The following is a 23,181-nucleotide window of genomic DNA, read 5'->3' as shown; positions in this document are numbered from 1 at the left end:
CTAGAGTACCATCCGTACCAGTTCCAGTTTGCCCAGTTCGATATACACCGACTCCATATGCTCCTTGCTGGTCACACGTACATCAATGGACACCGAATGGTAATTGCCCTTAGTGCTGGGGCGGATGCTGGGATTATAGTCATCCGGTGCCAGTAGCTGCAGGCAGGCCACCACATCCTCAGGCAGGCGCTCATGGGCAACACCCAGCACTTTAAAGGTTTGATAGCAGGGGAACTCCAGCAGTTCATCAAAACGGGTTTCCATTTAAGGCTCCAATCAAATCGCAATGGCCTGTAAATGGCGACGCCGGGCCTGGTTATCAAGCCCGGTTTTGCTGTTACAGGGATAGTGGGCGAAGTATACCTAAAAGGCGCGAATTGGCCCAGCCCAGCCAGAGGACATAGTAGGCAGATTGTCAGCTTTGCTTGTCAGTGAAAATGCCTTAATAACCACAGAGGCACGGAGAACACAGAGTTTTTGGGGCAGGGGTAACTGATTATTACCGCTTTGTTCCCTCTGTGTTCTCTGTGGCTCTGTGGTTAGATCATAAAGTCTATCAACAGCGGTGGCAGAGATAGTTGTCTGGCATAAAGTGTTCGCTGCTGGCTTCCTGGATATAGGGCTAGTATGCCTGGCGCGGGATTGTCAGCTTTGCTTGTCAGTGGAAATGCCTTGATAACCACAGAGGCACAGAGCACACCGAGTTTTTGGGGCTAGGGTAACTGATTACTACCACTTTGGTTCTCTGTGGCTCTGTGGTTAGATCACAAGGGCTATCAGCAGCGGTGGCAGAGATAGTTGTCTGGCATAAAGTGTTCGCTGCTGGCTTCCTGGATATAAGGCCGGTAGCTGGCCGGGTAGGGCGCCTGTAAAAACGCCCCGGCGGTAGGGTAGGGAAACAGTTCATCCAATCTGGCCACCCGTTGCTGGTCAATACGCCGTTGCACATGGCTGCGATTGAGCATTGAGGGGCTGGCAAGGCCCGCCGATGAGGCAATATCCACCGCCGCATGCACGGTCTCTTTATGAAAACGGGCCACCCGGTGGCCCTTATCCTGCACATCCAGGCCCTTAATCAGTTTAGGATTTTGCGTGGTAATGCCGGTCGGGCAGCGGTTGCTATTGCATTCCAGCGAATGTACGCAGCCCAGCGCCAGCATCATACCGCGGGCGCTGTTGCAAAGGTCGGCCCCCAGGGCCAGATTGCGTACCAGGTGAAAGGCGGAAAAGACCTTGCCCGAGGCAATAATGCGGATATCTTCGCGCAGGTTAAAGCCAATCAGGCAATCTTCCACAAAGGCAATGGCATCGCGTAGCGGCATGCCCACCGAATTACTGTATTCCAGCGGCGCCGCACCTGTGCCCCCTTCGCCGCCGTCCAGGGTAATAAAATCTGGTTGAATGCCGGTTTCTACCATGGCCTTGCACAGGCCGATAAATTCACTTTGACGGCCAATACACAGCTTAAAGCCGATGGGTTTACCGCCGGATTTTTGCCGCAGCAGGCGGATAAAATGCATCATCTCAATGGGGGTGGAAAAGGCCGAATGGGCAGAGGGTGAAATCACATCGGTATGGGCCTGAACATGGCGAATCCGGGCAATCTCATCGGTGTTTTTACTGGCCGGTAAAATACCGCCATGGCCGGGTTTAGCGCCCTGACTGAGCTTGATTTCAATCATCTTAACCACGTCCTGAGCGGCCTTTTCGGCAAAAGTGTCGGCGCAGAATTTGCCTTCACTATCACGGCACCCAAAATAGCCGGTACCAATTTGCCAGACCAAGTCGCCACCATGCTCCAGATGATAATCAGAAATGCCGCCTTCGCCGGTGTTGTGGTAGAAGCTGCCCATCTTTGCGCCCTTATTCAGAGCGCGGATGGCATTGTTACTCAGCGCGCCAAAGCTCATGGCAGAGACATTTAAAATGCTGGCCGAATAGGGCTTCTGGCAGTCTTTGCCGCCAATCTTTACTCTGGGCGAGCAGTCCAGCTCATGGATATTGCGCGCTGCAATGGAATGGCTGATCCATTCATAGCCAGACTCATAGGTATTGATTTTTGTGCCGTAGGGCAGGGTGTCCAGGTCGCCCTTGGCGCGCTGATAGACAATGCTGCGAAACATGCGATTAATCGGCGTGCCGTCCAAATCAGATTCAATCAGATATTGGCGGGCAAAGGGGCGCAGGCTTTCCATCATCCAGCGGCCGCGGCCAATCAGCGGGAAATTGCGGCGGATACTGTGCTCGGTTTGCAGCATATCCTGAAGGCCGATGGCAAAGGTCAGTGCCAGGGGCACCAGCAACCAGACAACCCAGCCCCAGCTTTGCGCCAGTAGCAGCAGGGCAATCGCCATTAACAAATGTGAGACAATAAAGGCACTACGCATGGTCTTTCCGGGTATTGCTTTTTTGCCCAGCTTAAACGGCAAAGCCTTGGTGTGCCAAGGGTTTATGAGTTATTTAGATTGATGCAGAACAATAAAAAGCCCGCGAAAGCGGGCTTTTAGAAAAATAGCTACAGATTACTCTGCCAGCGCGTCGCTATGTACACCGCGCATAGCACGGCCGGATGGGTCAGCGTTATTGGTAAAGCTGGCATCCCAGGCCAGGGCTTCCACCGTGGAGCAGGCAATAGACTTGCCGCTGGGCACGCAACGTGCCGCGCTTTCCTGCGGGAAGAAGCTTTCAAAGATAGTGCGGAACAAATAGCCTTCTTTGGTATCCGGGGTGTTAACCGGGAAGCGGAAGGCGGCGGTTTTCATCTGCTGGTCGGTGACCTGGCTGGCGGCATAGTCTTTTACCGAATCAATCCAGGAATAGCCTACACCGTCACTGAACTGCTCTTTCTGACGCCACAATACTTCGGCTGGCAGATATTCGCCGTTATCAAACGCAGCACGCAGCACATGTTTTTCCATTTTGCCGTTGCCGCACATCTTGTCCTTGGGATTCAGGCGCATGGCCACATCCATAAATTCCTTATCCAGGAACGGCACCCGTGCTTCCACACCCCAGGCCGAGGTGGACTTATTGGCGCGCAGGCAGTCAAACATATGCAGGCGATCCAGCTTACGTACGGTTTCCTCGTGGAATTCCTTGGCGTTTGGCGCTTTATGGAAGTACAGATAACCGCCGAAGATCTCATCCGAGCCTTCACCAGACAGCACCATCTTAATGCCCATGGCCTTGATCTTACGCGACATCAGGCTCATTGGCGTGGCGGCACGAATGGTGGTGACATCGTAGGTTTCCAGGTGATAGATGACATCCTTGATGGCATCCAGACCTTCCTGAATAGTGAAATGAATTTCATGGTGCACGGTGCCAATCATATCGGCCACCTTGCGGGCCGCGATCAGATCCGGTGCCCCTTCCAGGCCTACGGCAAAGGAGTGCAAACGTGGCCACCAGGCCTGGGTTTGATCGTTATCTTCCACCCGTTTGGCGGCATATTTGGCGGCAATGGCCGACACCAGTGAGGAGTCCAGCCCGCCTGACAGCAATACCGCATAGGGCACGTCAGACATCAGGTGGCATTTCACCGATTTTTCAAAGGCAATTTTCAGGTCTTCCAGGCTGGTGTGGTTGTCTTTGACATTGTCATAGTCCATCCAGTCGCGCTGATAATACTTGGTCAGCTCGCCGGATTTACTCCACAGATAATGGCCAGGAGGGAATTCCTTAATGGTTTTGCACACCGGCGACAGGGCTTTTAGCTCTGACGCCACATAGAAGTTGCCGTGCTCATCAAAGCCGGTATACAGCGGAATAATACCAATATGATCGCGGGCAATCAGGTAAGCATCTTCGGCTTCGTCATACAGGATAAAGGCAAACATACCCTGCAGGTCGTCAATAAAGTTCACACCCTTTTGCTGGTACAAGGGCAGGATGACTTCACAGTCAGACTTGGTTTTAAACGCATAGGGCGTTGCCAACCCGGCTTCCAACTGCTTGTGGTTATAAATTTCACCGTTTACGGCCAGGATCTGCTGATTATTATTCGAGATGAGCGGTTGTGCACCATTATCAAGGTCAACGATGGCCAGACGTTCGTGGCAGAGGATGGCATTATTATTATTCCAAATCCCTGACCAGTCCGGGCCGCGATGGCGCAATAACTTGGAAAGCTCCAGTGACTTGGAGCGTAGCTCGGTGACATCCGTCTTGATGTCGAGAATACCGAATATACCGCACATAAAAAGAGGTCTCTCCTGGTTAAACAGATTGGCGCCGACTCCTGCTGGAGCGGCTGATATCAGGCAATTCCCTGGCCTGGGCGGCAACATCCACGTTGCCGGTTTTGTTACTAAAACGTGAAAAAACAGGGCGTTAGTAAAAAACTTTTGCCGAAAGCCGCTTTTTTGTGAAATAAAGCTTTCGACACCCCGACTCTGCCAGTATGAGCAAAAAATGCAAGATGATTCTGTAATAAACTTACTAATTTAGGCATATGCTTGCTGGCGTGAGGCGTGAGGCGTGAGGCGTGAGGCGTGAGGCGTGAGGCGTGAGGCGTGAGGCGTGAGGCGTGAGGCGGAGCCGGTCGCTTATCGGGCAACCGGCTTGTTGCGGGTTTAGTGGGTGACTTGTGTAAGTTGTTGATTTGCCACTTTGATAAATTTCAGCGTCATGCGGTCTGATTCACCAATGGCCAGGTATTTGTCCTGGTCTTGCTCTTTCAGCGCCAGGGTAGGGGGTAACGTCCAGACGCCTTTAGGGTAATTTTGCTCGTCTTTGGGATTAGCGTTAACCTCGGAACTGTCGACCAGTTTAAAGCCATGGGCTTCTATCATGGCGATGACCTGGGATTGTTTAAAGCGGCCATTCTTTGCGGCAGTTTCGGCATCCAACGTTGATGACTCGTTCAGCCTGTGCTGCACAACGGCTAAGGTGCCGCCTGGTTTGAGGATTTGCCAGCTTTGCTGCAAACCGGGTTCCATACGCCCCTGGTTTTGCCAGTTGTGCAGGGTACGCACGATCAGCAGTACATCGACGGAGTTTTCCTCAACCGGCAGACCTTCCGGCATGGGTAACCAACTGGCACTGGCACGATTGCCATACAGCTCAGGCTGTTGCGCAACCTGTTCAGGATAAGCGGCCAGCTTAGCGGCCCAATCTGGCCATTTACCGTAGTAAGCCGGATGATGCTGTAAACCAACATAGTTACCTTGGTCTTTTAGCAGTGGCGCCAGAATATGGGTATACCAACCGGCGCCGGGGGCGACTTCCGCCACACGATCGGTTGCCTTGATATTAAAAAAGCGCAGTACTTGTTCCGGATGCCGGTACTGATCTCTTGCTATCTCGCTTTCACTGCGGTGCGGGTTGCTATTCACCGCTGTCCATATGGCATCTTTGGCCATGTCAGCGCTAAGCGCAATCTGACTTGTCAGAGCAAGCAGGGCGACGCTTGTGAGTTTCAACAGTGCGTGGGGTTTCATCATTGTCAGTTCCTTTGTATCGTTTTTTTTGCCTAATTTTCCGCCAGCACTATTAAGTAATAATCAAACACATGTCAATAAGTGTTTACCTGCTGGGGGTATTTAACCGCCAAGCAGCAACTTGCCGCTGGCATCACACACCTTAACCTGCACATCGATGCCCTGGCGGACACTCTGAGTAACCACGCAGAAGTCTTCAAACTGGCCGAGCGCCCGTTCAAGGTGAGGAATATTGGCGCTCTCATTACCCAGGTTGAGTTGCACCTGTAGCTGACCAATCCGCCAGCGCCCATCCTGGCGCTCCATGGTGCCCTGTACTTGTGCTTTAACCTCGCCAGGCTCTTCCTTAAATTTACGAATAGCAAACATCAGACTCGCGGCCAGACAATTGGCGACCGAGGCGGCCAGCAAACGTGAAGGGTTGGGTCCTTGTCCCTGGCCCAGTGGCTGGGGTTCATCGCTGATAATCTGGCCAAACTCAGCAAAGTCCACCTCGAATTTGTAGCCTTCCAATAACTGCAATTGCACACTGAATGTTTGCGATTCCGCCATAATAAGGCTCCTTTTCTGATCCAAAACAAAATTACTGTGGTTCTGAGCACTATAGTAGTGGTAGTGAAGCTGATATTAAACGGGGGAGGGGGTATGTGGGGAGCAAGAGTAAGGCCGGGGATAGTTGTTGGGCTATTAATGGCGCTGGGCTCAGTTGCCGCCGTGGCCAGTGAGCCTCAAGCGCAGAGAGCTCAGATGGAAGCGGAAGCCATGCAACGCATCCGGCTATTTGCCACTGAACTCAAAACTACCTTAAGCCAAGCTATTGAGCAGGGTGGGCTTAGCCAGGGGATTAATGTTTGTCGTGAAATGGCACCGCACATTGCCAAACGTTACTCCACAGACGGTTGGCATATCGGCCGCACCAGTCATAAGGTGCGTAACCCGGATAATCAGCCGGACAATTGGGAAGCTGAACAGATCCGCTACTTTCAACAGGCTCTGGCTGCTGGGGAAAAAGCCTCGTCATTAATCGCCATACAACTGGATAAGCAGCAGTTCAGGCTGGCCAAACCCATAGTAACCGAAGGCCTTTGCTTATCCTGCCATGGTAGCCAGTTAGGGAATGACGTTAAGGCCGCTTTGCAAAGTCATTACCCGGCGGATCTGGCCACGGGCTTCAGCCCAGGTGAGCTGAGGGGGATTTTTACCCTTAAGAAAGTGCTGCCTTAATTCGCTTGAGGAGAGATTTGAGCGCACTAGTCTGTAAGGTTGAGGTTTTCACTTGCAGATTTGCCAAAGCCAACTTTACTTGTAACAGCCGTTACCAGATGTATTGATTAAAACGATTGGGGCCAGCCAATAAATCAATTTTTAAAGATTAAATTATCTAGGTAACTTTTAACTTCGATTGTGGCGATAGTGACGCCATCCAACTTAGCAAAGTGAAGAGGAAACCTGACATGGAGAAAACGCATCCCAACAGTGCCGGAAAGTGCCCGGTAATGCACGGCGGTATGACCTCATCTGGTGCCACTAATATGGACTGGTGGCCAAATGCGCTGAATCTCGACATCCTGCATCAGCATGACAGTAAAACCAATCCGATGGATGCAGACTTCAACTATGCCGAGGCTTTTAAAAAGCTGGATCTGGCTGCTGTTAAAGCCGATTTGACCGCCTTAATGACCGACAGCCAGGACTGGTGGCCGGCAGATTGGGGTCACTATGGCGGTTTGATGATTCGGATGGCCTGGCACTCGGCGGGTTCCTATCGCATTGCTGATGGACGTGGCGGTGGTGGTACCGGCAACCAGCGCTTTGCCCCCCTGAACAGTTGGCCGGATAACGGCAATCTGGACAAAGCTCGCCGCCTGCTGTGGCCGATTAAAAGAAAGTACGGCAACAAGCTGTCCTGGGCCGATTTAATGATTCTGGCCGGTAATGTGGCCTACGAGTCCATGGGCTTTAAAACCTTTGGCTTTGCCGGCGGCCGGGAAGATATCTGGCACCCGGAAAAAGACACCTACTGGGGCTCGGAAAAACAATGGCTGGCACCGTCGGATGGTGAAAACAGCCGTTACAGTGGTGAGCGCGATCTGGAAAACCCGCTGGCCGCGGTGATGATGGGGCTGATTTACGTCAATCCTGAAGGGGTGGATGGTCATCCTGATCCGCTCAAAACCGCCGAGGATATGCGCGTGACTTTTGCCCGCATGGCCATGAACGATGAAGAAACCGTAGCCCTGACGGCGGGCGGCCATACTGTAGGTAAAGCCCATGGCAACGGTGATGCGGCCAAATTGGGGCCCGCACCGGAAGGGGCAGATATAGAAGAACAGGGCTTTGGCTGGATGAACCATAAGTCACGCGGCATTGGCCGGGATACGGTGACCAGCGGTATTGAAGGGGCCTGGACTACCCATCCAACCCAATGGGACAACGGCTATTTTGAAATGTTATTCAAGCATGAGTGGGAACTGACTAAAAGCCCGGCCGGTGCCTGGCAGTGGCAGCCGGTTGATATTCGTGACGAAGACAAACCAGTGGATGTGGAAGATGCTTCCATCCGCTGTCTGCCGATGATGACCGATGCCGATATGGCGCTAAAGATGGATCCGGAGTATCGCAAGATCTCCGAGAAATTCCGCGCTGATCCAGCCTATTTCAATGAGGTGTTTGCCCGCGCCTGGTTTAAGCTGACGCACCGGGATCTTGGCCCGAAAAGCCGTTATCTGGGCCCGGAAGTGCCAAGCGAGGATTTAATCTGGCAGGACCCCATTCCAGCTGTGGATTATCACCTGGATGAAAGCGAAATTGCCGAGCTGAAAACCCGCGTTCTGGCCAGCGGTCTGACGGTAAGTGAACTGGTCAGCACCGCCTGGGACAGCGCCCGTACGTTCCGCGGTTCGGACTATCGTGGTGGCGCCAACGGTGGTCGTATTCGTCTGGCACCACAAAAAGACTGGCAGGGTAATGAGCCTGAGCGGCTGCAAAAAGTGTTGGCAGTGCTGGCGGAAATCCAGGCCGGACTAAGCAAAAAAGTCAGTATTGCCGATCTGATTGTATTGGGCGGCAGTGCCGCAGTCGAAAAAGCCGCACGCGATGCCGGTGTTAATATCAGTGTGCCTTTTGCCCCTGGCCGTGGTGATGCCAGTGCTGAAATGACCGATGAAGAGGCTTTTGCTGTGCTGGAGCCTATTCACGATGCGTTTCGCAACTGGCTGAAACAAGACTACCGCGTACAACCGGAAGAGCTGATGCTGGATCGCGCGCAGTTAATGGGCCTGTCAGCCAAAGAGATGACAGTGCTGCTGGGCGGTATGCGGGTACTGGGAACTAACCATGGTGGCAGCCGTCACGGCGTATTTACCGACAAGGTTGGCCAGCTCAGCAATGACTTCTTTGTCAACCTGACCGACATGAATTACCGCTGGGTACCCACAGGGCGGAATCTGTATGAACTTCGTGAGCGGCAAAGTGGTGCAGTGAAATGGACCGCAACCCGGGTGGATTTGGTGTTTGGCTCTAATTCCATCTTACATTCATACGCAGAGGTTTATGCCCAGGACGACAATCAGGAGAAGTTCGTACGCGACTTTGTCAGCGCCTGGACCAAAGTGATGAATGCCGACAGGTTCGACCTTCGCTAGTCAATAATCAGCGAGCCAATAAAAAAGCGCCGAACGGTCGGCGCTTTCTAACAGGTGCCGTCTACAGCGACGGCATTGTTATTTGTGGGTCATAAAAGCGTTGTGGCTGATGCAGGCATCTAGCAATCAGCGTTAACAGGGTTGCAGCGAAAATCCGCCTCAGCGTCCTGCGGCAAGGTGACATGATAATCGGTGCGGTAAAAATTGCCGGGTTTATAAAAGTCCGTTGAGATAACCTGTGCACCGCTGCTAAAGGCTGCCCGGGCGCGGCTTTGGTCGTTGACCTTTGCCTCATAGGTTTCAATGTCCGAGCGGGTACGCACTAAGTAGCCTTGTTTAACCAATGCCTGAATATCCTCTTGTCTGACGATAGCGTTGTCCATTAACACAAAAGCGGAATAGGTGCGGCCGGGGCTAGAGCGTAAAAATGCCACCCTGCCTTCAAGGTTGGGGCGGGATGCGGCGTAATAGCCAAGGTCGCTGGTATCGCCAGCTGCGATCAGCATAAACACAAATTTCCCTTTGCTGTTTGCCAGTGTTGGCCAGTTATGTGCGCGGACCGCCGCCTCCAGCGTATGATAGCTGCCGCGGACATCATCCGGGGTGATAACACGCTCGCGCCCCAGAACCTGAATAATGTCATGGTCCATGCTGGCATACGCCGCCTGGTCAAAGCGCAGAACTTCGGTGGCGCCAGGAAACCCATCCAAGCCCTTACCTTTGGCTTCCAGCATAACAAAAATGGGGGCATGCGAGGGGTTGGCATCGGACCATTGTTTCATTTCCTGCAAGCAACGGGTAAATAAGTTGCAGCTACTGCGAAAATCAAGATCCGCCATGTGCAACACTTTTAAGCCCGGCTTTTGCAGATCCGTCTTGTCATGGGGCAAGAGTGAGTCTTGTTGTAGCCCTTGCGCGGTAAGCATGGCGTACCCGGCTGGATGCATAAAACGGCCTCCTTCAGGGTCCCGGTGCAAGTCTATTTCTAATCCCCTGACACCATGGTTAAGTTGGTCAGTCAGCGAGGTAAAGCCGTAGTTAAATCCTTCAGCAAAGTTCATCGGATTGGGATGTTCTTCCTTAAACACGGCGATTTGCTCGGGGCTCATATTGCGCATAAAGCCAGCTATTTTGCTATCTGCCGTCTTGGCCAAGGCTGCCAGCAGCTTGGGCTCGACAAAACCGGAGTAACTGTTGTGGGTGCCCAGTACCTGGATCTGATTCAGCTTAAGTTGTTGTTTTGCAGGCGACTGTTGGGTGTGAGTACAGGCGCTTAATGCTATTACAGTGAAGGCTAAAGTTAACTTTTTCATGCTCTGGTTCCTTTATTCAGAAGAATTCGGCGCGAAAGCGCACACCATAAAAACGCGGGTTGCCGCGAATTGCGGTGGAGGTGCCAAACAACTTGCCTGCGTTGCCAATATCGCGCACCCACTGTTCATCCAGTGCATTTTCTGCAAAGAGTTCTATTTTGTAGCCGCGGGTGTCATCTTCCAGGCCAATACGAACGTCTAACAAGCCAAAACCGTCCTGCCGCTCATTTGCCAGGTTGTCGTTGTTAAAGAAGTAGTCTGAACGATAGGCATATTGGGTATTGGCAAACCAGCGCCAACTGCCGCTCAGCGTGGCCGATGCATCCAGTCCCACACTGAAGGTGTTTTTGGGGGCCAAACGGAATCGGTTGCCTGACAAATCAACCGGCTCGCCATTGAGGGTATCGAAGAAATTGACGTATTCGGTATCAATGTAGGCGTAGTTGACAAAGCCGCCCAGCCAGTCGGTGAACTCGGCACTGATCAGGCCTTCGAGTCCCCAGGCTTTAGCCTTACCGGCGTTTGCTGCGCCTTCGGTGATATCCAGGCTGACAGTTTGGAAATCGTCGTATTGGTAGCTGTATAAGGCGAGATCAAAGTACAGGTTGCTGGTCTGTCCTTTGGCGCCTATCTCGTAGGACGTCAGCGTTTCATTGCCAATCTCTTTAGTGCTGAAGCTGACGCTATCCGCCGTAGGATTTTGGATGCTGATATCCGGGTAGCCGGCACGCTTGCCAATAGACATCCCGGCATACAGATTGACCGCCTCGTTCAGCCGATAGGTTAGGGCAACACGTGGTGACAGCATATTGAAGTCGGCATCTGTACTGTGCATTTCCCCAAAACTGTTGCCCAGAAAGCCATTGGGCAAGACAAAAGAGCCCACGCCGTCCAAAGTAAAGGCGTCACCGGATCTTGCCAGTGTGGCCCGGTCCCAGGTGTAACGCAGGCCGGCGTCCAAGATCCAGTGAGCATTCAGATCCATATTCAGATTGGCAAACACCGACTGACTATGGCGTTTGTTTTCGGTGTAACTACGTGACACATTGGCTTCGTTGAGCGGCACGGAGACGCCGGGCGCGACCGGCAGTTCGGGGAGTGGGGTTAACACATTGGGAAAACCGCCCAGTAAGTGCTGCTCGTTAATAACAAAATCAAAACCACTGCTGGCTTCATCCCGATAGTAGCTGGCACCCAATGTAATGGTGGCCGATTGGCTGTCATAGGCAAGACGCAGCTCCTGGCTGATGGCTTTCTGCCGGTCATACTCTATACCTGCAAAGGCATGGTAAGTGGTGCCATCAATATCAAAGGCATTATCAAACCAAAGTTGCCGGTGGCCGGAAATAGACGACAGTCGCCAGTCCTGATTGATATCCCAGTCAACCAGCAGGGTGTAACCGTTCTGACGGCGGGCCTGATCTTTTAGCTGTTTGTTTTGCCCGGCATGAGTGAAGGGCGAGGTATCGCCGCCTGGAGATGCGGCAATGATAGACTTGGTGGACACACCATAGTCTTTGTCATTTTGATGATCGTATATAAAGTCCAGGTGAATGCTGTCACTGGGCTGCCAGCGCATTGAAAAACGTGCGGCGGCCATATCGTCGTCATTAAGTTTTCGCTCTGGTTCACCAAGGTTAAACACATAGCCATCGCGTTTGCGGCGACTGCCCGCCACACGAATCCCCAGTTCATCGTTAACGACCAGGTTGTAGGCCCCGGTCAGACTATATAGGTTGTAGTTACCCAGTTTGCTTTCAACAAAACCACTGTTTTCCTGCGTATCGGCTTTGCGGGTATGGATGGCTATAGCACCGGTAGAGGCCCCGCGACCAAACAGTGTGCCCTGTGGGCCTTTGACCACTTCCACCCGTTCTATGTCATACAGTTCCTTCACCGCACCGCGGGAACGAGAGGAGTCCACACCGTTGTAAAATATGGAGATAGTGGGTTCGGCTGCCGCGCCGGTGCCGGCCGCTTCAACACCGCGGATCACAAAGCTGGCGGAGCTGTCGGTTTGCTGCTGGCTGATAAAGCCCGGTGTCAGTGCCGCTATGCGTTCAAAGTCAGTCAGGTTCATCTTTTCCAGCTCTTTGTTGCTGAAGGCCGACAATGCCACCGGCACCTCGGTGATAACCTGATTTTGTTGTTGCACGGTGACCACAATTTCTTCGATGCGATGCTCGGTTGTTTGTGGACTTTGGGCATACACCACGTGGGGCAGAGACATTGAAACTAACAATGCCAGGGGGCGTATACTCGGTTGAGAGCAGTTCATAAGGCGATCCTTTGTGTAAAATTGCACAGGGATAGTGAAATGCAGCGATGACAGTTCAGTTAAAGCGAGATTGATGTCGGATTTATGGATGTCTATTAGTTGTAGGTTATTGTTTATTAATGTTTTTTCTCTTTGATGGCGAAGTGACAATTCAGATTGTTTTATCTGTTGCTGATAAGAATTTGAGGTATATCCACCGCAATTCGATGTGCAAAGCGGCCACTGCGGATGTCTCGTTTCGACTCAAACAAATATGGTTCGGCCAGCGCTTCCCCTAACACCGCGCAGAGGGTTTCGCGAATACGATTGCGGTTTTGGTCTAGTTTTTTGGGCGTGAGACCGTTTTGTTCAAGATCGTTAATCGCACGGCTATGTCCTTGATGTGCGCGCATAAAATTGGCCAAGGCAGCACCAGTCGGTAAGTCAGCTTTGTTGGTGGCCGGGTTTAACAACCATCCTTCATCCAGGTTTTGCCAACGCTGCTGCGCATACCAGCGGTAATACAACAGGGGCGTCTTTGCCATTGGGATCACCAATCCATGTATTTGCACCTGCTGAGGCAAAAAAACGAGTTCTGCCGGCGCACAAGCGATAGACATGGCCTGTTCGGCCGAGCATTCTGGTTGGTTTAAGGCGCATAGCAGCCAATCAAATTGAATGGTGGTCAAACTGTAAAAGCGGCTATCCAACAGACAGGCCTGCAACTGCGAATCCTTTAAGGAATTGCTGGCGAGCTCTATGCTAAGCCATTGATATTGCTGTGCAGACAGTGCTGAGATCCTGGCCAGACTGACCTGCATTGTGTTGCGATTAAGCAAAGGGCCAATGCGCAGCTGCCAGTCCCGCTGGCGTGCGCTTAACGGCTGCGGAAACAACAGCAAAAATATCAACAGTAGGACAGCTAACAAGCCCTGAAGCTGCAGCCATTTAACTGTGTCTAATTGCCAACTTAGTTTGAACTGCATCTGGTGATGTGCGGGGCCAGAATCCCATTGCAAGTTGAGCGTATCCGGCCCGCCCTGAGGTAGGGGGTTATTGGTTTGCCAGTCCAACAACGTCAATTGTCCGCTTAAAAAGTGACCGGCCACAGCTTGAGTTTGCCACTGCGAGATGTGTTGATTAATTTGTTCGACAATAAACCGGCGGTTATTGAGATCATGAATACTTGATTGCAGCGCATCGTTCACGTGCATCGTTAGCGATTCCTGCAGATAGGTGTTCAACTGCTGCCTGACACTTAATAAGGCGGTGTAATAGCTGCACGGCAAAGACAACACAACCAGCGCACACCATATCGCCAGCCGTCTGTGGTACTTAGCACTGAGCATAAATGGTTGCCTGTTTTGCGTAGTTTTTTATCACCTCAGCATACACAGTGTTGGCCCGCACAAACTCACACAGGATCTCCGGGGTATCGCTGATTTTTTTGCTGGCAAACCAACTGCTGCTGGCAACCTCCCAAGCTTGCTGTGAATGGTATAGCGGATAATCGTGCAGATGAGCCTGCAACTGGCTCGGCAGTTGAGCCGACGCCATAATCATATCCACATGACCTTCGGCAAAAGCCTGTAACAGCGTATCGGGGGTGGGGAGTATGACCAATTGTTCGTCTGACAACTGGATTCCGGCATCAGCCAGGGATTTCAGTGGTATCAGATAATAAGGGTGGCTTTCGGTATTACTGGTGACGCCAATCCGTTTATGCTGGAAAAACGCAGGAGTAAGTTGTGGTGGTGCGCTTTTACTCCACCAAAAAATAGGTTGTAACGGATATTCAATAATTTCCTGATACAGCTCGTCAATGTCGTTGAGCAACCCCTTAAGATTATGATGACGATTGAGTAAAAAGTCATATTCCTGCGCTAACAATGACTTAGCGGTAATTTGTCCTGCAGGTGGCCAACTGATCTCAATGTATTGATAACCTTGTTTCGCCATAATGTCAGAGTGACACAATTGCCTGGCCAGATCGATGGACAGATTGGACACCACATTGCGGATCCTTAGGGTGTGGTCAGCGGTTGGCGCTTGTAACTGGCAGCGGTAGGTATACAGATTATTAATGTCTGGGGGCGTTAGTTTATGGACAGAAAGTAACAACGACATTGCCAGGTAAAGTGCGAAAGCAAACATAAGCAGAGCAAGGTTAACAGTGGGGGTTCGGATAACAGCGAGTGACATTATGGCTCTGGCGAAAAAGCAGTAGGCAGAGGCTATTAAAAAATTATGACAGATTAATTAAACGCCTTACCAGAGTGGTCGCTAATGCGATTGGGTGAATAGCGGGTACTAACCGTTCTGACTCTCGGAGGGATAGTCAGCTACGCTGATCCAGTTGTTTTGATAAAGAAGGCGTAAGTCTGTTAAGGGAGAATCAGCCTTATCTTGCCAAGCGCAAGTTGTATAGACGTTGGTGATTCAACAAACCGGCCATCAATATGGCAATAAACATCCAAAGACACACAACCCATACCGTATAAAACCCCGGCAGATTGCCCATCACTCGCCCAGACTGCACAGATTATCGGCAAACGATCTTTTTTCTGTCATCTGGGCATTGCAAAGCCAGGTAAAATAAGTAAACTTTGCAGCCTCTTCAGTCGGCGTGTAGCGCAGCTTGGTAGCGCACTGTCATGGGGTGTCAGGGGTCGGAGGTTCAAATCCTCTCACGCCGACCATTTTCTCTCTTTCTGATACCCAATTAATTCTTAAATTTTCCGCAGCTTTCAACGAACCTACGACATAAGCGCGCTAGCGGTTACCGTCGGAGTTCACCAATGCTTCTGGAACGCATTGGAACATCGGAGGGATGACGATGGCCCGAAGGGCGGAGGGCAGGACGCCCGGAGTACAAATTCGTCAGGAGCGAATTTGAACAGCTTTAGCTGGCCCAAAGGGCGAAGGGCAGGACGCCCGGAGTAATTCCTCTAACGCCGACCATTTTCTCTCTTTCTGATACCCAATTAATTCTTAAATTTTTCACAGCTTTCAACGAACCTACGACATAAGCGCGCTAGCGGTTACCGTCGGAGTTCACCAATGCTTCTGGAACGCATTGGAACAGCTTTAGCTGGCCCGAAGGCAACAGGCAGGATACCCGAATGGGACTGGTACGCCATGGGAGCATGTCATAAAGGGCAAGGAGGTCATGTTATTCAAACCTTGTCACGACAGTCTTAGCTGTGGATACTAAAACGCAAATTGGCTAAACAATGCCATAGACATAGTTGTAATCACACATGGACAGTTCTCCTCAACAGTTGCCCTTAAGTTTGGCAAAACTCCGGGAAAAGGGGAGTCCATATCATTTGTTATGCGATTCAGAAAGGATACTTCATGAGTTTGTTTAATGATCCCATAAAATGGGCTGAGTCCGCGGCCAAGTCCAAAGTTCGTCTGATGCTGTCTATCGCTTTGCATTTTGTTTTGGTGTTAGGGGGATTGTGGGTTCTTTATGACTCTATACCGCTAAAACCTCAGCTTAATGGGCTTTCTTATATCGAATTTATAAGCTCAAGTAGCCCAATTTTCTTTATGGGGGCACTTCTTCCAAGTATGTATTTGTATTCAATGTATCGAATGACAAAAACTATCAAAGAGAAAAGTGGCGTTGACACAAAAATCACATAACAACCCAATAAAATCACTTCGTTCGCTGGGCCGCATAAGCGCAGGACGGTTTCGCCATTATGCCCTGCGTGCCTGCGCCCGTTATTGAAAGTTATTTACCGGTTTAAATAAAAAAAACTTCTTGGCGAATTTTTATGATTCATTTCAAAATTTTAAATTCGGTAGAAATGATGCCGACACATCCCAAGCTAAATATCGCTCTGAAGGAAACGAGTCCCACCTCAAAGTTTTAGAAGACAAGATAGATTTAAGGGACGGTAAAGCAGGCGGGAAAGTCAGTGCACCAACTAACAGCCCAGATTGTGGGCACCGAATCAGTAAAAAGAGAACTCATTAATCCTTTGGCCGGACCAGCAACGGGTGCCGCACCCTGATACAACATTTTTGGTTGGCGAAAATGACACTGGCAAATCCAATCTGATTGCAGATTCTGATAGAAGAGTGACGGGTGGCAGGGCGATACAAGGTATGAAGGTGTCACAACGTCGGCTTTTTTAAATTCAAGGACAGCAGTGTATCTGGCAAGATTTTCAAAAAAGCTGGCCAGTTTAGTGTTGCTGAACTCACAGGCAAAGGGGTTAACCTTGTTCAGATGAACGGTTGGAGTGCGCGGTGATGAATAAGTTTGAATGTGTTTGGTCAGATTTTTACTTTAGCGGTGAGCCCAGTGTAACAGGGCTTGATATGGATATTTATATTCATCATGAACTTGCTGAAGATGAAAAAATCACTATTTTGACCTGCAGCCAGGGTAAAACCCGGGTGAGTATTGCCCCTCAAATGGCAGCGCAGTTGTGCTTGGAGCATACATCCGCAGTGAATGACCTAGGCTCATTCAGAACGCGCCTGTCAGAGGCAGGTATTGAGGTGCACAGTCCGGACCGGGTGTATTTTTCTGAACAGCCTGCCACGGTCAATGTGGCTGGTAGCAATATTGTGATTCGCCGTCTGAGTGAGGCAGATACACAGCTTTATGCAGAATTTAAACAGGACATTGATGATGACGAGTGGGACAACGCCTGGGTAGAGTTGGACCATTGGCAGGTTTTTGGATTGTTTTTGCACGATAAACTTGTCTCGGCCTGTAGCCTGTATCCATGGCGGCAAAGCCATATTGCCGATTTGGGCGTGATTACGGCACCTGCTTTTCGGGGGCAGGGCATGGCTAAAAAACTCGTTAATTATGCTCATGGGGAAATTGCAAAACACGGCTACATTCTGCAGTATCGAACGCAAGTGGATAACGAGCCATCGATAAAGCTGGCGGAGTCACTTGGTTTGAGGTTTTACGGTACCTGGGAATCGGTTATTGATAGCTGAACGAGCGAATGTCGGCGGTTAAGGAGTGCAATGAACAATACAAACAATACAGCTAAGCTGCCGCCAACGATTCGCCTGATTGTGGCGCTTGCCGCTGTTCCATCGTTATTACTGGCGGTGATGATTGTGATCAGTGCCTTTGATCAAGGCATCACCAGCATTGGCGTATTTGAGGTGCTTTACTCGCTTGTGGGTGTGCTTGCTTTGTATATTGCCATAACAGGTAAGCGATTGTTTTAGCATTATTAGTTGCATACCAGGTGGTGGCGGCATCGCCGGGCCTAGGTGTTTTACCACCTGGGCCCGGGGGCTGCAGACATTGCCAGCCGAGCGCTTAGGGATAAAAATTACAAACGCTTCAACTGAATATAAATCTTGTCGTAATACAGGGTGGTTTTACCTTCAAAGCCGGAGTCTGTACCGACAAACAACCAAATGCTGCCGTCCTGGTTGGTGGTAAACTCAATACAGCTGTCTTTGTTGCTGGCCAGCACTTTTTCTACATACTTGCTGCCCTCGCAGTTGGCGCCGCTGGCGGCAATATCGCCAATAATTTTAGCGTTTTTGCCGTTATTGTTTTGCGCGCCTTTGTCCAGGTTCAGGTAGTAGTCGGCCTGTTTGGGCTCTTGCTCACCAAAACCAAATTTCATCCACACTGCTTCGCCAGGGGCGCCGCCTATTCCCATGCAACCTTCACCGGCATTGGTTAGCAGGTTCACGCTGATATTGGCCTGATAACGGCTGCTGGGCTCCAGGCCGGTGAATTTACCTTTAATATACATAAACAAATCGTCACTGCGATTATGGCCTGACAGCATAAACCCTTGCTTCTGGCTGTCGGTAGGCAACGCCTTAAGACCGGAGCTGAGTTCGTGGGTATCGGGATCATCCGGTGGATAATCGGAAAAGCCAGCGCTCCAGCCATGGTCGTTTTGTTCAAAGTCAAAGCTAAAAGCCGGATCTTCCTTATTGCCGTCGCTGCTCAAGTCCAGCTCACAGCCGCCTAGCAGCAGGCCTAAAGCCAGTACTGCGGTGATCTTGTTATACATAGGGTCTCCCGTTGGTGAATAACGTAAAAAAACTCAACTGCCCATATGCTATGTAAGGGGGAACTCGCTGACTGTATCAGTTGTTAATCGGCTGCCGTCAATTTGTAAAAGCTTGCTGGTATTCGCCGCACTTTGTTTTTCCCTTGTTACCGGCACTTGGGGTAAAGTCGGCTTTTTTATAAAAGGAATATCAATGAAGCATTGGTTGCTGTTGTTATGCTGCTTGTCGTCACTATGTCAGGCCGATGGTGCCGTATGGCGGGTGTCAAAAGCCGGGAGCCAACTGTATTTGGGCGGCACCCTGCATTTATTGAGTAAGACCGACTATCCGCTGCCTGACGGTTTTGACCAGGCCTATCAAAACGCCGCTAAAGTGGTGTTGGAAACCGATATCCGTTTGATGCAGGAACCGGCCTTTATGCAGCAGATCATGGCGCTGATGACTTTACCGGCCGGACAGAGTTTGGCAGACAAATTGTCCCCTGCCACATTCACCAAACTGCATGATTATTTACAGGCCCACGGCATGCAGGCAAAACCGCTGATGGGTTATAAAGCCGCCATGCTGGCGCTGATCCTGACCAAACTGGAAATGCAAAAGCTGGGGCTGGATCAGCTTGGCGTCGATTCCCATTATCTGCTTAAGGCATCTGAAGATGGCAAGGCACTGGGCTTTTTGGAAACACCGGAGCAGCAGATGGGGTATCTGGCCGACATGGGCGCGGGGCAGGAAGACGAACTGGTGCTGTATACCCTGGAAGACATGCAAAGCCTGCCGGATATGCTGACCAAGCTGCGCCATGCCTGGCGTGAAGCGGATATTAAAGCGCTTGAGAAAGAGGGCATACAGCCTATGCTGGAAAGTCACCCGGCCTTATACACCAGCCTGCTGAAAACCCGTAACGATAACTGGCTACCGCAACTGGTTAAGATGTTACAGGATAAAGAAGTGGAACTGGTACTGGTGGGAGCATTGCATCTGGTGGGCCCGGATGGTTTGCTGGCACAACTGGCAGCGCAGGGATACCAGCTCGAAAAACTCTGAAGGCTATTGTTAACTAACGAAAAAGCCTGAACCTAGTTAACCACTTCACTGGTCAGTGGCTGCTTTAGGGTAAAAGTGTCTGAGTGCTTTCGCTTTAGCCAAAATACCGTTAGTCTGGGTGTACAAGAACTATCCAGGTGACGGCCATGGCCAGTAAAACAGCACAACGGATTTTGTTTACCAGTCTGGAATTGTTCAATACCCATGGCGAGTCTGCGGTGACCAGCGTAGATATCGCCATGGAGTTGGATATCAGTCCGGGCAATCTTTATTACCATTTTAAAGGCAAGGAAGTGATTGTCCTGGCCTTGTTTGAGTTATACCGGGAGCAAATGCACCCCCTGCTTATTGCTCCGCAGCAGACACTGGAGCTGGACGAGTTTTTCTACTTCTTGCATTTGCTGCTGGACGTCAATCTGACCTTTCGCTTTCTGTACCGTAATCCGGTTGATTTACTGGAAAAATACCCTGGATTGGTTAAGCCATTTCGTTTGCTGCTTAAGCAGCAAGACCAGCGTTTAGAAGACTGTTTGAATCAGTTTATTGGGCAGGGGCTGCTTAGTCTTGAACCTTCCGACGTGCCGCTGATGTTGCAGCAACTGGGGTTGGTATTCAGCCAGGCCGGCAACTATGCTCTGTTAAAAGCGCAGGAGCTGGACGCTCAGGCTTTTGAGCAGCAGTGTATGCGCAATATGTTGTTTCTACTTAGACCTTATATGCAGATCGAACCGGGCGCATGGCAAGATTTTCAGCAGACCGTGCGTAGCGGGCAACGGGAACAGAACAGGGAGCATGCAGAGTGACGCGAAAGATTAGTTTTCTTGATCGGGCGTTTTGGATAACAGAATCCGACAGTAACCCTAAACATGTAGCCTGTCTGCAATTGCTTGAATTACCCGCAGGGGCCGGCGAAGACTATCTGCCTAATCTGGCCGAACAGTTTCGTCGTTTTGATAAGCCGTCCAGCCCTTTTAATACCATAGTTGAACAGATGCTGGGTTTTCCGCTGCGACTGGTGACCGTGCGGGAGCTGGATATGCAGTATCATGTGCAACTGCATATTATCGATGATGTGGGTGACAAGGCAGGTTTAAACCGCTTTATTGCCAAATTACATGAGCCTCGTCTGGACAGAGACAAACCTCTTTGGCAGTACCATCTGATTCAAAGCCGGCAGGGCGGGCATTTCGCCATTTATGTGAAAATTCACCATATGTATGGTGATGGTGCCGCGTTGATCCGCTGGTTTCAGGCCGGTTACCGGGAACAACCTGATATCGATGGCTTTACTCCGGTTTGGGCGCTGCCGCAACCTTTTCGCCAGCGCCGTCCCAAGCACTGGCTGTCTGGACTGATATCCAGTGCCTGGCATTTTCTGCGCACCGTGGTGGACCTGTTTTGGATCCTGTTTCGTTTGCTTGTAAAGCTGGTGCGTATTAATGATCACTACATGCCTATTCCGTTTTCCGGCACGCGCACGGTGCTGACCGGCCAGGTCAAGCCAGGCAGGGTAGTGGCGGTGGCGGATTTGGACTTTACCCGTGTGCAGGCGCTGTCGAAGCGCATGCGTGCGTCGGCCAATGAAATTTTACTCTGTTGTTTCGATATCGGCGTGCATCGTTTTTTAAAGGACTACGGCCACCATAGTTTTAAAAAGGCGCTGTATACCAATATGCCGATTAACCTGCGCAAGCCGGGTGAGCAGACCGGTGGCAATAAGATAGCTATAGTGCCGGTCAAACTGGCGCACGGTGAAATGGACCCCTACCTGCGTTTGCGGCAGATTATTGAAAACCACCGCATCGTTAAAAATGCGGCGAAACGCTCAGAGCCAGGCGCTTTTAGCTACTACACCATATTGATTCAGGCGGTGGCGCTGGTGGTGGAGTTGCTGCATTTGTCGGATTGGTTTAAGCCCATCGCCAATATCCTTATTTCCAATGTGCCAGGGCCAAGCCAGACCCGCTATCTGCGCGATGCCAAACTGCTGGCGGCTTACCCTATTTCCACTATTACGCCGGGGGGCGGGGTGAATATCACCCTGCTGACCTATGGCCAGACCGCCAATATTGGTCTGGTGTGTTGCAACACCCATATCAGCTCGCTGGACAACATGGCTCATTATTTTGTGGAAGCCTTTGAAATGCTGGATAAATGTGCCGACGACCCAAGCCTGAATATTGAAGATATTGGTGAGTGGGTGGATGATGAGGTAAAGTCCATTGTCGACGATGAGCTGAAACATGCTCAGGACGAAGCCCTAGATAAAGAACTTGCCCGCGAACCAATGGTGCACTAATGAAGTTGTTGAATGGTATTTTTCCTTTACTGGTTTTAAGTGGTTGTGCATCGGTGGAATCGGTGCCTGGCGCAGATGCTGTCGTGTTGCTGGAAAAGCATCAGCTTGCTGACTGTCAGCGCCTGGGCAGTGCCAATGCGCAGGTGCTGGATAAAATCGCCTTTGTCGAGCGAGACCAGGAAAAAATGGCCGCTGAACTGTTAAAACTGGGCCAGAATGAAGCGGTAAAACTGGGTGGTAACGCCCTGACGGTGGACAGTGACATTCAACATGGCAGCCGCCGTTTTGTGGTATATCGCTGTCAGTGGTGAAACAAAAACACTAACTGCCCGTTCTGCACTTGCACTTCTTTGCCGAGGCGGGCAAACAGCCGTTCATCGGGCAGGTGTTCATCCAACTGATAATCCAGTTCGCCACTGGTCACCAGATCCAGCAACTGCTTTTCAATTTGCCCTTTGTGGTAATCCAGTACTCTTTGCTTGCCACCGCTAACATAAAGGTCCAGATAGGCGGCGGCTTCTTTATACAAGCCACCACTGAATACATCCAACGAAGCATTGACCCAACCTGAAATAGAGTCTGGCAGCAGGCGGGCCAGAATATCTCTGCTACTTTTAATCACCAGATAGTCATCCTGCAGCAGTTGGATTGTATTCAGGCTGACCTGCATGGGGCGAATAGTGGCACTTTGCTTAAGAAAGTGCGGTTTTCCCTGCACCGTGGCCATTATATGTGCCTGGTAAATTCTGACCCCGCGCATCTCCACCTTGAATTCGCACAGTAACGCCATCTGCATTTTGTTGTCTGGCAGGCTGAGCTCCACACTCAACACGTTCAACAGGCCATTGCCGCCAGGGATCGCCAGGTTTAACTGAATTGGCAGATTGGGCACCAGCAGGGCACTGACTTCGTCCACCGACATACTGAACTGACGCAGTCTGCCGAAGCGTACCAACCAAGCGTAAAGCCAGTACTTGGCACGTTGCAGGAGCTTGTCAGATGTCAGCACAGCATTTCCTCTCTGGGCATTGTTGCAACTTACTGTTATCAAAGAAAAAATACTATATAAAACTAGCATTTGGCGGTTTTATCAACAATAGTTGATAGGCATAAACAAACAGCCTTCCGTTCAAGGCTATTCAGGATGGCTGACAACAACAGG

The 23,181-nt window shown here is 50.8% G+C and carries 20 protein-coding genes and 1 tRNA gene; 10 read left to right on the top strand and 11 right to left on the bottom strand.

The features are described 5' to 3' along the window. The 5 genes from ybeD to ABD028_RS06845 all read right to left on the bottom strand — a co-directional run bounded on the left by ybeD (position 1) and on the right by ABD028_RS06845 (position 5,993). Complete coding sequence (gene ybeD / locus ABD028_RS06865) at positions 1-264, bottom strand: DUF493 family protein YbeD (RefSeq protein WP_102796226.1); 264 nt, start codon at positions 262-264, stop codon at positions 1-3. A gap of 512 nt (positions 265-776) precedes the next feature. Then, positions 777-2,387: an FMN-binding glutamate synthase family protein gene (locus ABD028_RS06860; protein WP_343843324.1), complete on the bottom strand. Its 1,611-nt coding sequence runs from the start codon at positions 2,385-2,387 to the stop codon at positions 777-779. 135 nt (positions 2,388-2,522) lie between these two features. Next, positions 2,523-4,199 (bottom strand): asparagine synthase B, encoded by a 1,677-nt coding sequence (gene asnB, locus ABD028_RS06855; protein ID WP_343843322.1) that lies wholly within the window; start codon positions 4,197-4,199, stop codon positions 2,523-2,525. A gap of 375 nt (positions 4,200-4,574) precedes the next feature. Continuing rightward, on the bottom strand, positions 4,575-5,444 hold the full coding sequence (locus ABD028_RS06850; RefSeq protein WP_343843319.1) for a class I SAM-dependent methyltransferase: 870 nt from the start codon (positions 5,442-5,444) through the stop codon (positions 4,575-4,577). Between the two features lie 99 nt (positions 5,445-5,543). Continuing rightward, the gene (locus ABD028_RS06845; protein WP_343843318.1) at positions 5,544-5,993 is read right to left on the bottom strand and encodes an OsmC family protein; all 450 of its coding nucleotides are present in this window, start codon (positions 5,991-5,993) and stop codon (positions 5,544-5,546) included. 93 nt (positions 5,994-6,086) lie between these two features. Here ABD028_RS06845 and ABD028_RS06840 point away from each other — a divergent pair, with 93 nt between their 5' ends. Beyond that, positions 6,087-6,665, top strand: coding sequence for a Tll0287-like domain-containing protein (locus tag ABD028_RS06840; protein ID WP_343843315.1), 579 nt, complete (start codon positions 6,087-6,089; stop codon positions 6,663-6,665). Between the two features lie 230 nt (positions 6,666-6,895). Beyond that, positions 6,896-9,085 (top strand): catalase/peroxidase HPI, encoded by a 2,190-nt coding sequence (gene katG, locus ABD028_RS06835; RefSeq protein ID WP_343843313.1) that lies wholly within the window; start codon positions 6,896-6,898, stop codon positions 9,083-9,085. A 119-nt stretch (positions 9,086-9,204) separates the two neighbouring features. Here katG and ABD028_RS06830 read toward each other — a convergent pair whose 3' ends face one another. The 4 genes from ABD028_RS06830 to ABD028_RS06815 all read right to left on the bottom strand — a co-directional run bounded on the left by ABD028_RS06830 (position 9,205) and on the right by ABD028_RS06815 (position 14,857). Then, on the bottom strand, positions 9,205-10,398 hold the full coding sequence (locus ABD028_RS06830; protein ID WP_343843310.1) for a Ca2+-dependent phosphoinositide-specific phospholipase C: 1,194 nt from the start codon (positions 10,396-10,398) through the stop codon (positions 9,205-9,207). A gap of 16 nt (positions 10,399-10,414) precedes the next feature. Beyond that, positions 10,415-12,628: a TonB-dependent receptor gene (locus ABD028_RS06825; protein WP_343843308.1), complete on the bottom strand. Its 2,214-nt coding sequence runs from the start codon at positions 12,626-12,628 to the stop codon at positions 10,415-10,417. A 209-nt stretch (positions 12,629-12,837) separates the two neighbouring features. Further along, entirely contained in the window at positions 12,838-14,004 is a 1,167-nt protein-coding gene (locus tag ABD028_RS06820; protein WP_343843306.1) for a hypothetical protein, read from the bottom strand. Further along, positions 13,991-14,857, bottom strand: a complete 867-nt coding sequence (locus ABD028_RS06815) for a substrate-binding domain-containing protein (protein WP_343843304.1) — start codon at positions 14,855-14,857, stop codon at positions 13,991-13,993. The genes ABD028_RS06820 and ABD028_RS06815 overlap by 14 nt, the downstream gene beginning before the upstream one ends. 420 nt (positions 14,858-15,277) lie before the next feature. Between ABD028_RS06815 and ABD028_RS06810 the strand changes: the two genes are divergently transcribed. The 4 genes from ABD028_RS06810 to ABD028_RS06795 all read left to right on the top strand — a co-directional run bounded on the left by ABD028_RS06810 (position 15,278) and on the right by ABD028_RS06795 (position 17,866). Next, positions 15,278-15,354: transfer RNA gene (locus ABD028_RS06810), tRNA-Pro, on the top strand. Between the two features lie 658 nt (positions 15,355-16,012). Continuing rightward, complete coding sequence (locus ABD028_RS06805; RefSeq protein ID WP_343843302.1) at positions 16,013-16,306, top strand: hypothetical protein; 294 nt, start codon at positions 16,013-16,015, stop codon at positions 16,304-16,306. Between the two features lie 615 nt (positions 16,307-16,921). Further along, positions 16,922-17,626, top strand: a complete 705-nt coding sequence (locus ABD028_RS06800) for a GNAT family N-acetyltransferase (RefSeq protein WP_343843299.1) — start codon at positions 16,922-16,924, stop codon at positions 17,624-17,626. Positions 17,627-17,656: 30 nt separating this feature from the next. Continuing rightward, entirely contained in the window at positions 17,657-17,866 is a 210-nt protein-coding gene (locus ABD028_RS06795; protein WP_343843296.1) for a hypothetical protein, read from the top strand. 107 nt (positions 17,867-17,973) lie between these two features. On the opposite strand, the gene ABD028_RS06790 is transcribed toward ABD028_RS06795, so the two are convergent. Further along, the gene (locus ABD028_RS06790) at positions 17,974-18,675 is read right to left on the bottom strand and encodes a hypothetical protein (RefSeq protein ID WP_343843293.1); all 702 of its coding nucleotides are present in this window, start codon (positions 18,673-18,675) and stop codon (positions 17,974-17,976) included. 193 nt (positions 18,676-18,868) lie between these two features. Between ABD028_RS06790 and ABD028_RS06785 the strand changes: the two genes are divergently transcribed. The 4 genes from ABD028_RS06785 to ABD028_RS06770 all read left to right on the top strand — a co-directional run bounded on the left by ABD028_RS06785 (position 18,869) and on the right by ABD028_RS06770 (position 22,330). Beyond that, on the top strand, positions 18,869-19,720 hold the full coding sequence (locus ABD028_RS06785; protein ID WP_343843292.1) for a TraB/GumN family protein: 852 nt from the start codon (positions 18,869-18,871) through the stop codon (positions 19,718-19,720). 146 nt (positions 19,721-19,866) lie between these two features. Beyond that, complete coding sequence (locus ABD028_RS06780; RefSeq protein ID WP_343843290.1) at positions 19,867-20,523, top strand: TetR/AcrR family transcriptional regulator; 657 nt, start codon at positions 19,867-19,869, stop codon at positions 20,521-20,523. Then, positions 20,520-22,019: a wax ester/triacylglycerol synthase domain-containing protein gene (locus tag ABD028_RS06775; protein WP_343843288.1), complete on the top strand. Its 1,500-nt coding sequence runs from the start codon at positions 20,520-20,522 to the stop codon at positions 22,017-22,019. Before ABD028_RS06780 ends, ABD028_RS06775 begins: the two co-directional genes overlap by 4 nt. Beyond that, entirely contained in the window at positions 22,019-22,330 is a 312-nt protein-coding gene (locus ABD028_RS06770; RefSeq protein ID WP_343843285.1) for a DUF4156 domain-containing protein, read from the top strand. Before ABD028_RS06775 ends, ABD028_RS06770 begins: the two co-directional genes overlap by 1 nt. On the opposite strand, the gene ABD028_RS06765 is transcribed toward ABD028_RS06770, so the two are convergent. Continuing rightward, the gene (locus tag ABD028_RS06765) at positions 22,321-23,028 is read right to left on the bottom strand and encodes a hypothetical protein (RefSeq protein WP_343843284.1); all 708 of its coding nucleotides are present in this window, start codon (positions 23,026-23,028) and stop codon (positions 22,321-22,323) included. The two genes, ABD028_RS06770 and ABD028_RS06765, sit on opposite strands and share 10 nt — an antisense overlap. Positions 23,029-23,181: the final 153 nt, after the last annotated feature.

The sequence above is a fragment of the Bowmanella denitrificans genome (assembly GCF_039522935.1).
GTDB classification, from domain to species: domain Bacteria; phylum Pseudomonadota; class Gammaproteobacteria; order Enterobacterales; family Alteromonadaceae; genus Bowmanella; species Bowmanella denitrificans.
Note: the sequence above shows the minus strand (reverse complement) of the source record. Positions and strands in the feature narration are given on the sequence as shown.

Excerpts from the sequence above, each read along its gene's own strand:
- ybeD (WP_102796226.1), bottom strand. The coding sequence starts at position 264 with ATGGAAACCCGTTTTGATGAACTGCTGGAGTTCCCCTGCTATCAAACC.
- ABD028_RS06860 (WP_343843324.1), bottom strand. The coding sequence starts at position 2,387 with ATGCGTAGTGCCTTTATTGTCTCACATTTGTTAATGGCGATTGCCCTG.
- asnB (WP_343843322.1), bottom strand. The coding sequence starts at position 4,199 with ATGTGCGGTATATTCGGTATTCTCGACATCAAGACGGATGTCACCGAG.
- ABD028_RS06850 (WP_343843319.1), bottom strand. The coding sequence starts at position 5,444 with ATGATGAAACCCCACGCACTGTTGAAACTCACAAGCGTCGCCCTGCTT.
- ABD028_RS06845 (WP_343843318.1), bottom strand. The coding sequence starts at position 5,993 with ATGGCGGAATCGCAAACATTCAGTGTGCAATTGCAGTTATTGGAAGGC.
- ABD028_RS06840 (WP_343843315.1), top strand. The coding sequence starts at position 6,087 with ATGTGGGGAGCAAGAGTAAGGCCGGGGATAGTTGTTGGGCTATTAATG.
- katG (WP_343843313.1), top strand. The coding sequence starts at position 6,896 with ATGGAGAAAACGCATCCCAACAGTGCCGGAAAGTGCCCGGTAATGCAC.
- ABD028_RS06830 (WP_343843310.1), bottom strand. The coding sequence starts at position 10,398 with ATGAAAAAGTTAACTTTAGCCTTCACTGTAATAGCATTAAGCGCCTGT.
- ABD028_RS06825 (WP_343843308.1), bottom strand. The coding sequence starts at position 12,628 with ATGTCTCTGCCCCACGTGGTGTATGCCCAAAGTCCACAAACAACCGAG.
- ABD028_RS06820 (WP_343843306.1), bottom strand. The coding sequence starts at position 14,004 with ATGCTCAGTGCTAAGTACCACAGACGGCTGGCGATATGGTGTGCGCTG.
- ABD028_RS06815 (WP_343843304.1), bottom strand. The coding sequence starts at position 14,857 with ATGTCACTCGCTGTTATCCGAACCCCCACTGTTAACCTTGCTCTGCTT.
- ABD028_RS06805 (WP_343843302.1), top strand. The coding sequence starts at position 16,013 with ATGAGTTTGTTTAATGATCCCATAAAATGGGCTGAGTCCGCGGCCAAG.
- ABD028_RS06800 (WP_343843299.1), top strand. The coding sequence starts at position 16,922 with ATGAATAAGTTTGAATGTGTTTGGTCAGATTTTTACTTTAGCGGTGAG.
- ABD028_RS06795 (WP_343843296.1), top strand. The coding sequence starts at position 17,657 with ATGAACAATACAAACAATACAGCTAAGCTGCCGCCAACGATTCGCCTG.
- ABD028_RS06790 (WP_343843293.1), bottom strand. The coding sequence starts at position 18,675 with ATGTATAACAAGATCACCGCAGTACTGGCTTTAGGCCTGCTGCTAGGC.
- ABD028_RS06785 (WP_343843292.1), top strand. The coding sequence starts at position 18,869 with ATGAAGCATTGGTTGCTGTTGTTATGCTGCTTGTCGTCACTATGTCAG.
- ABD028_RS06780 (WP_343843290.1), top strand. The coding sequence starts at position 19,867 with ATGGCCAGTAAAACAGCACAACGGATTTTGTTTACCAGTCTGGAATTG.
- ABD028_RS06770 (WP_343843285.1), top strand. The coding sequence starts at position 22,019 with ATGAAGTTGTTGAATGGTATTTTTCCTTTACTGGTTTTAAGTGGTTGT.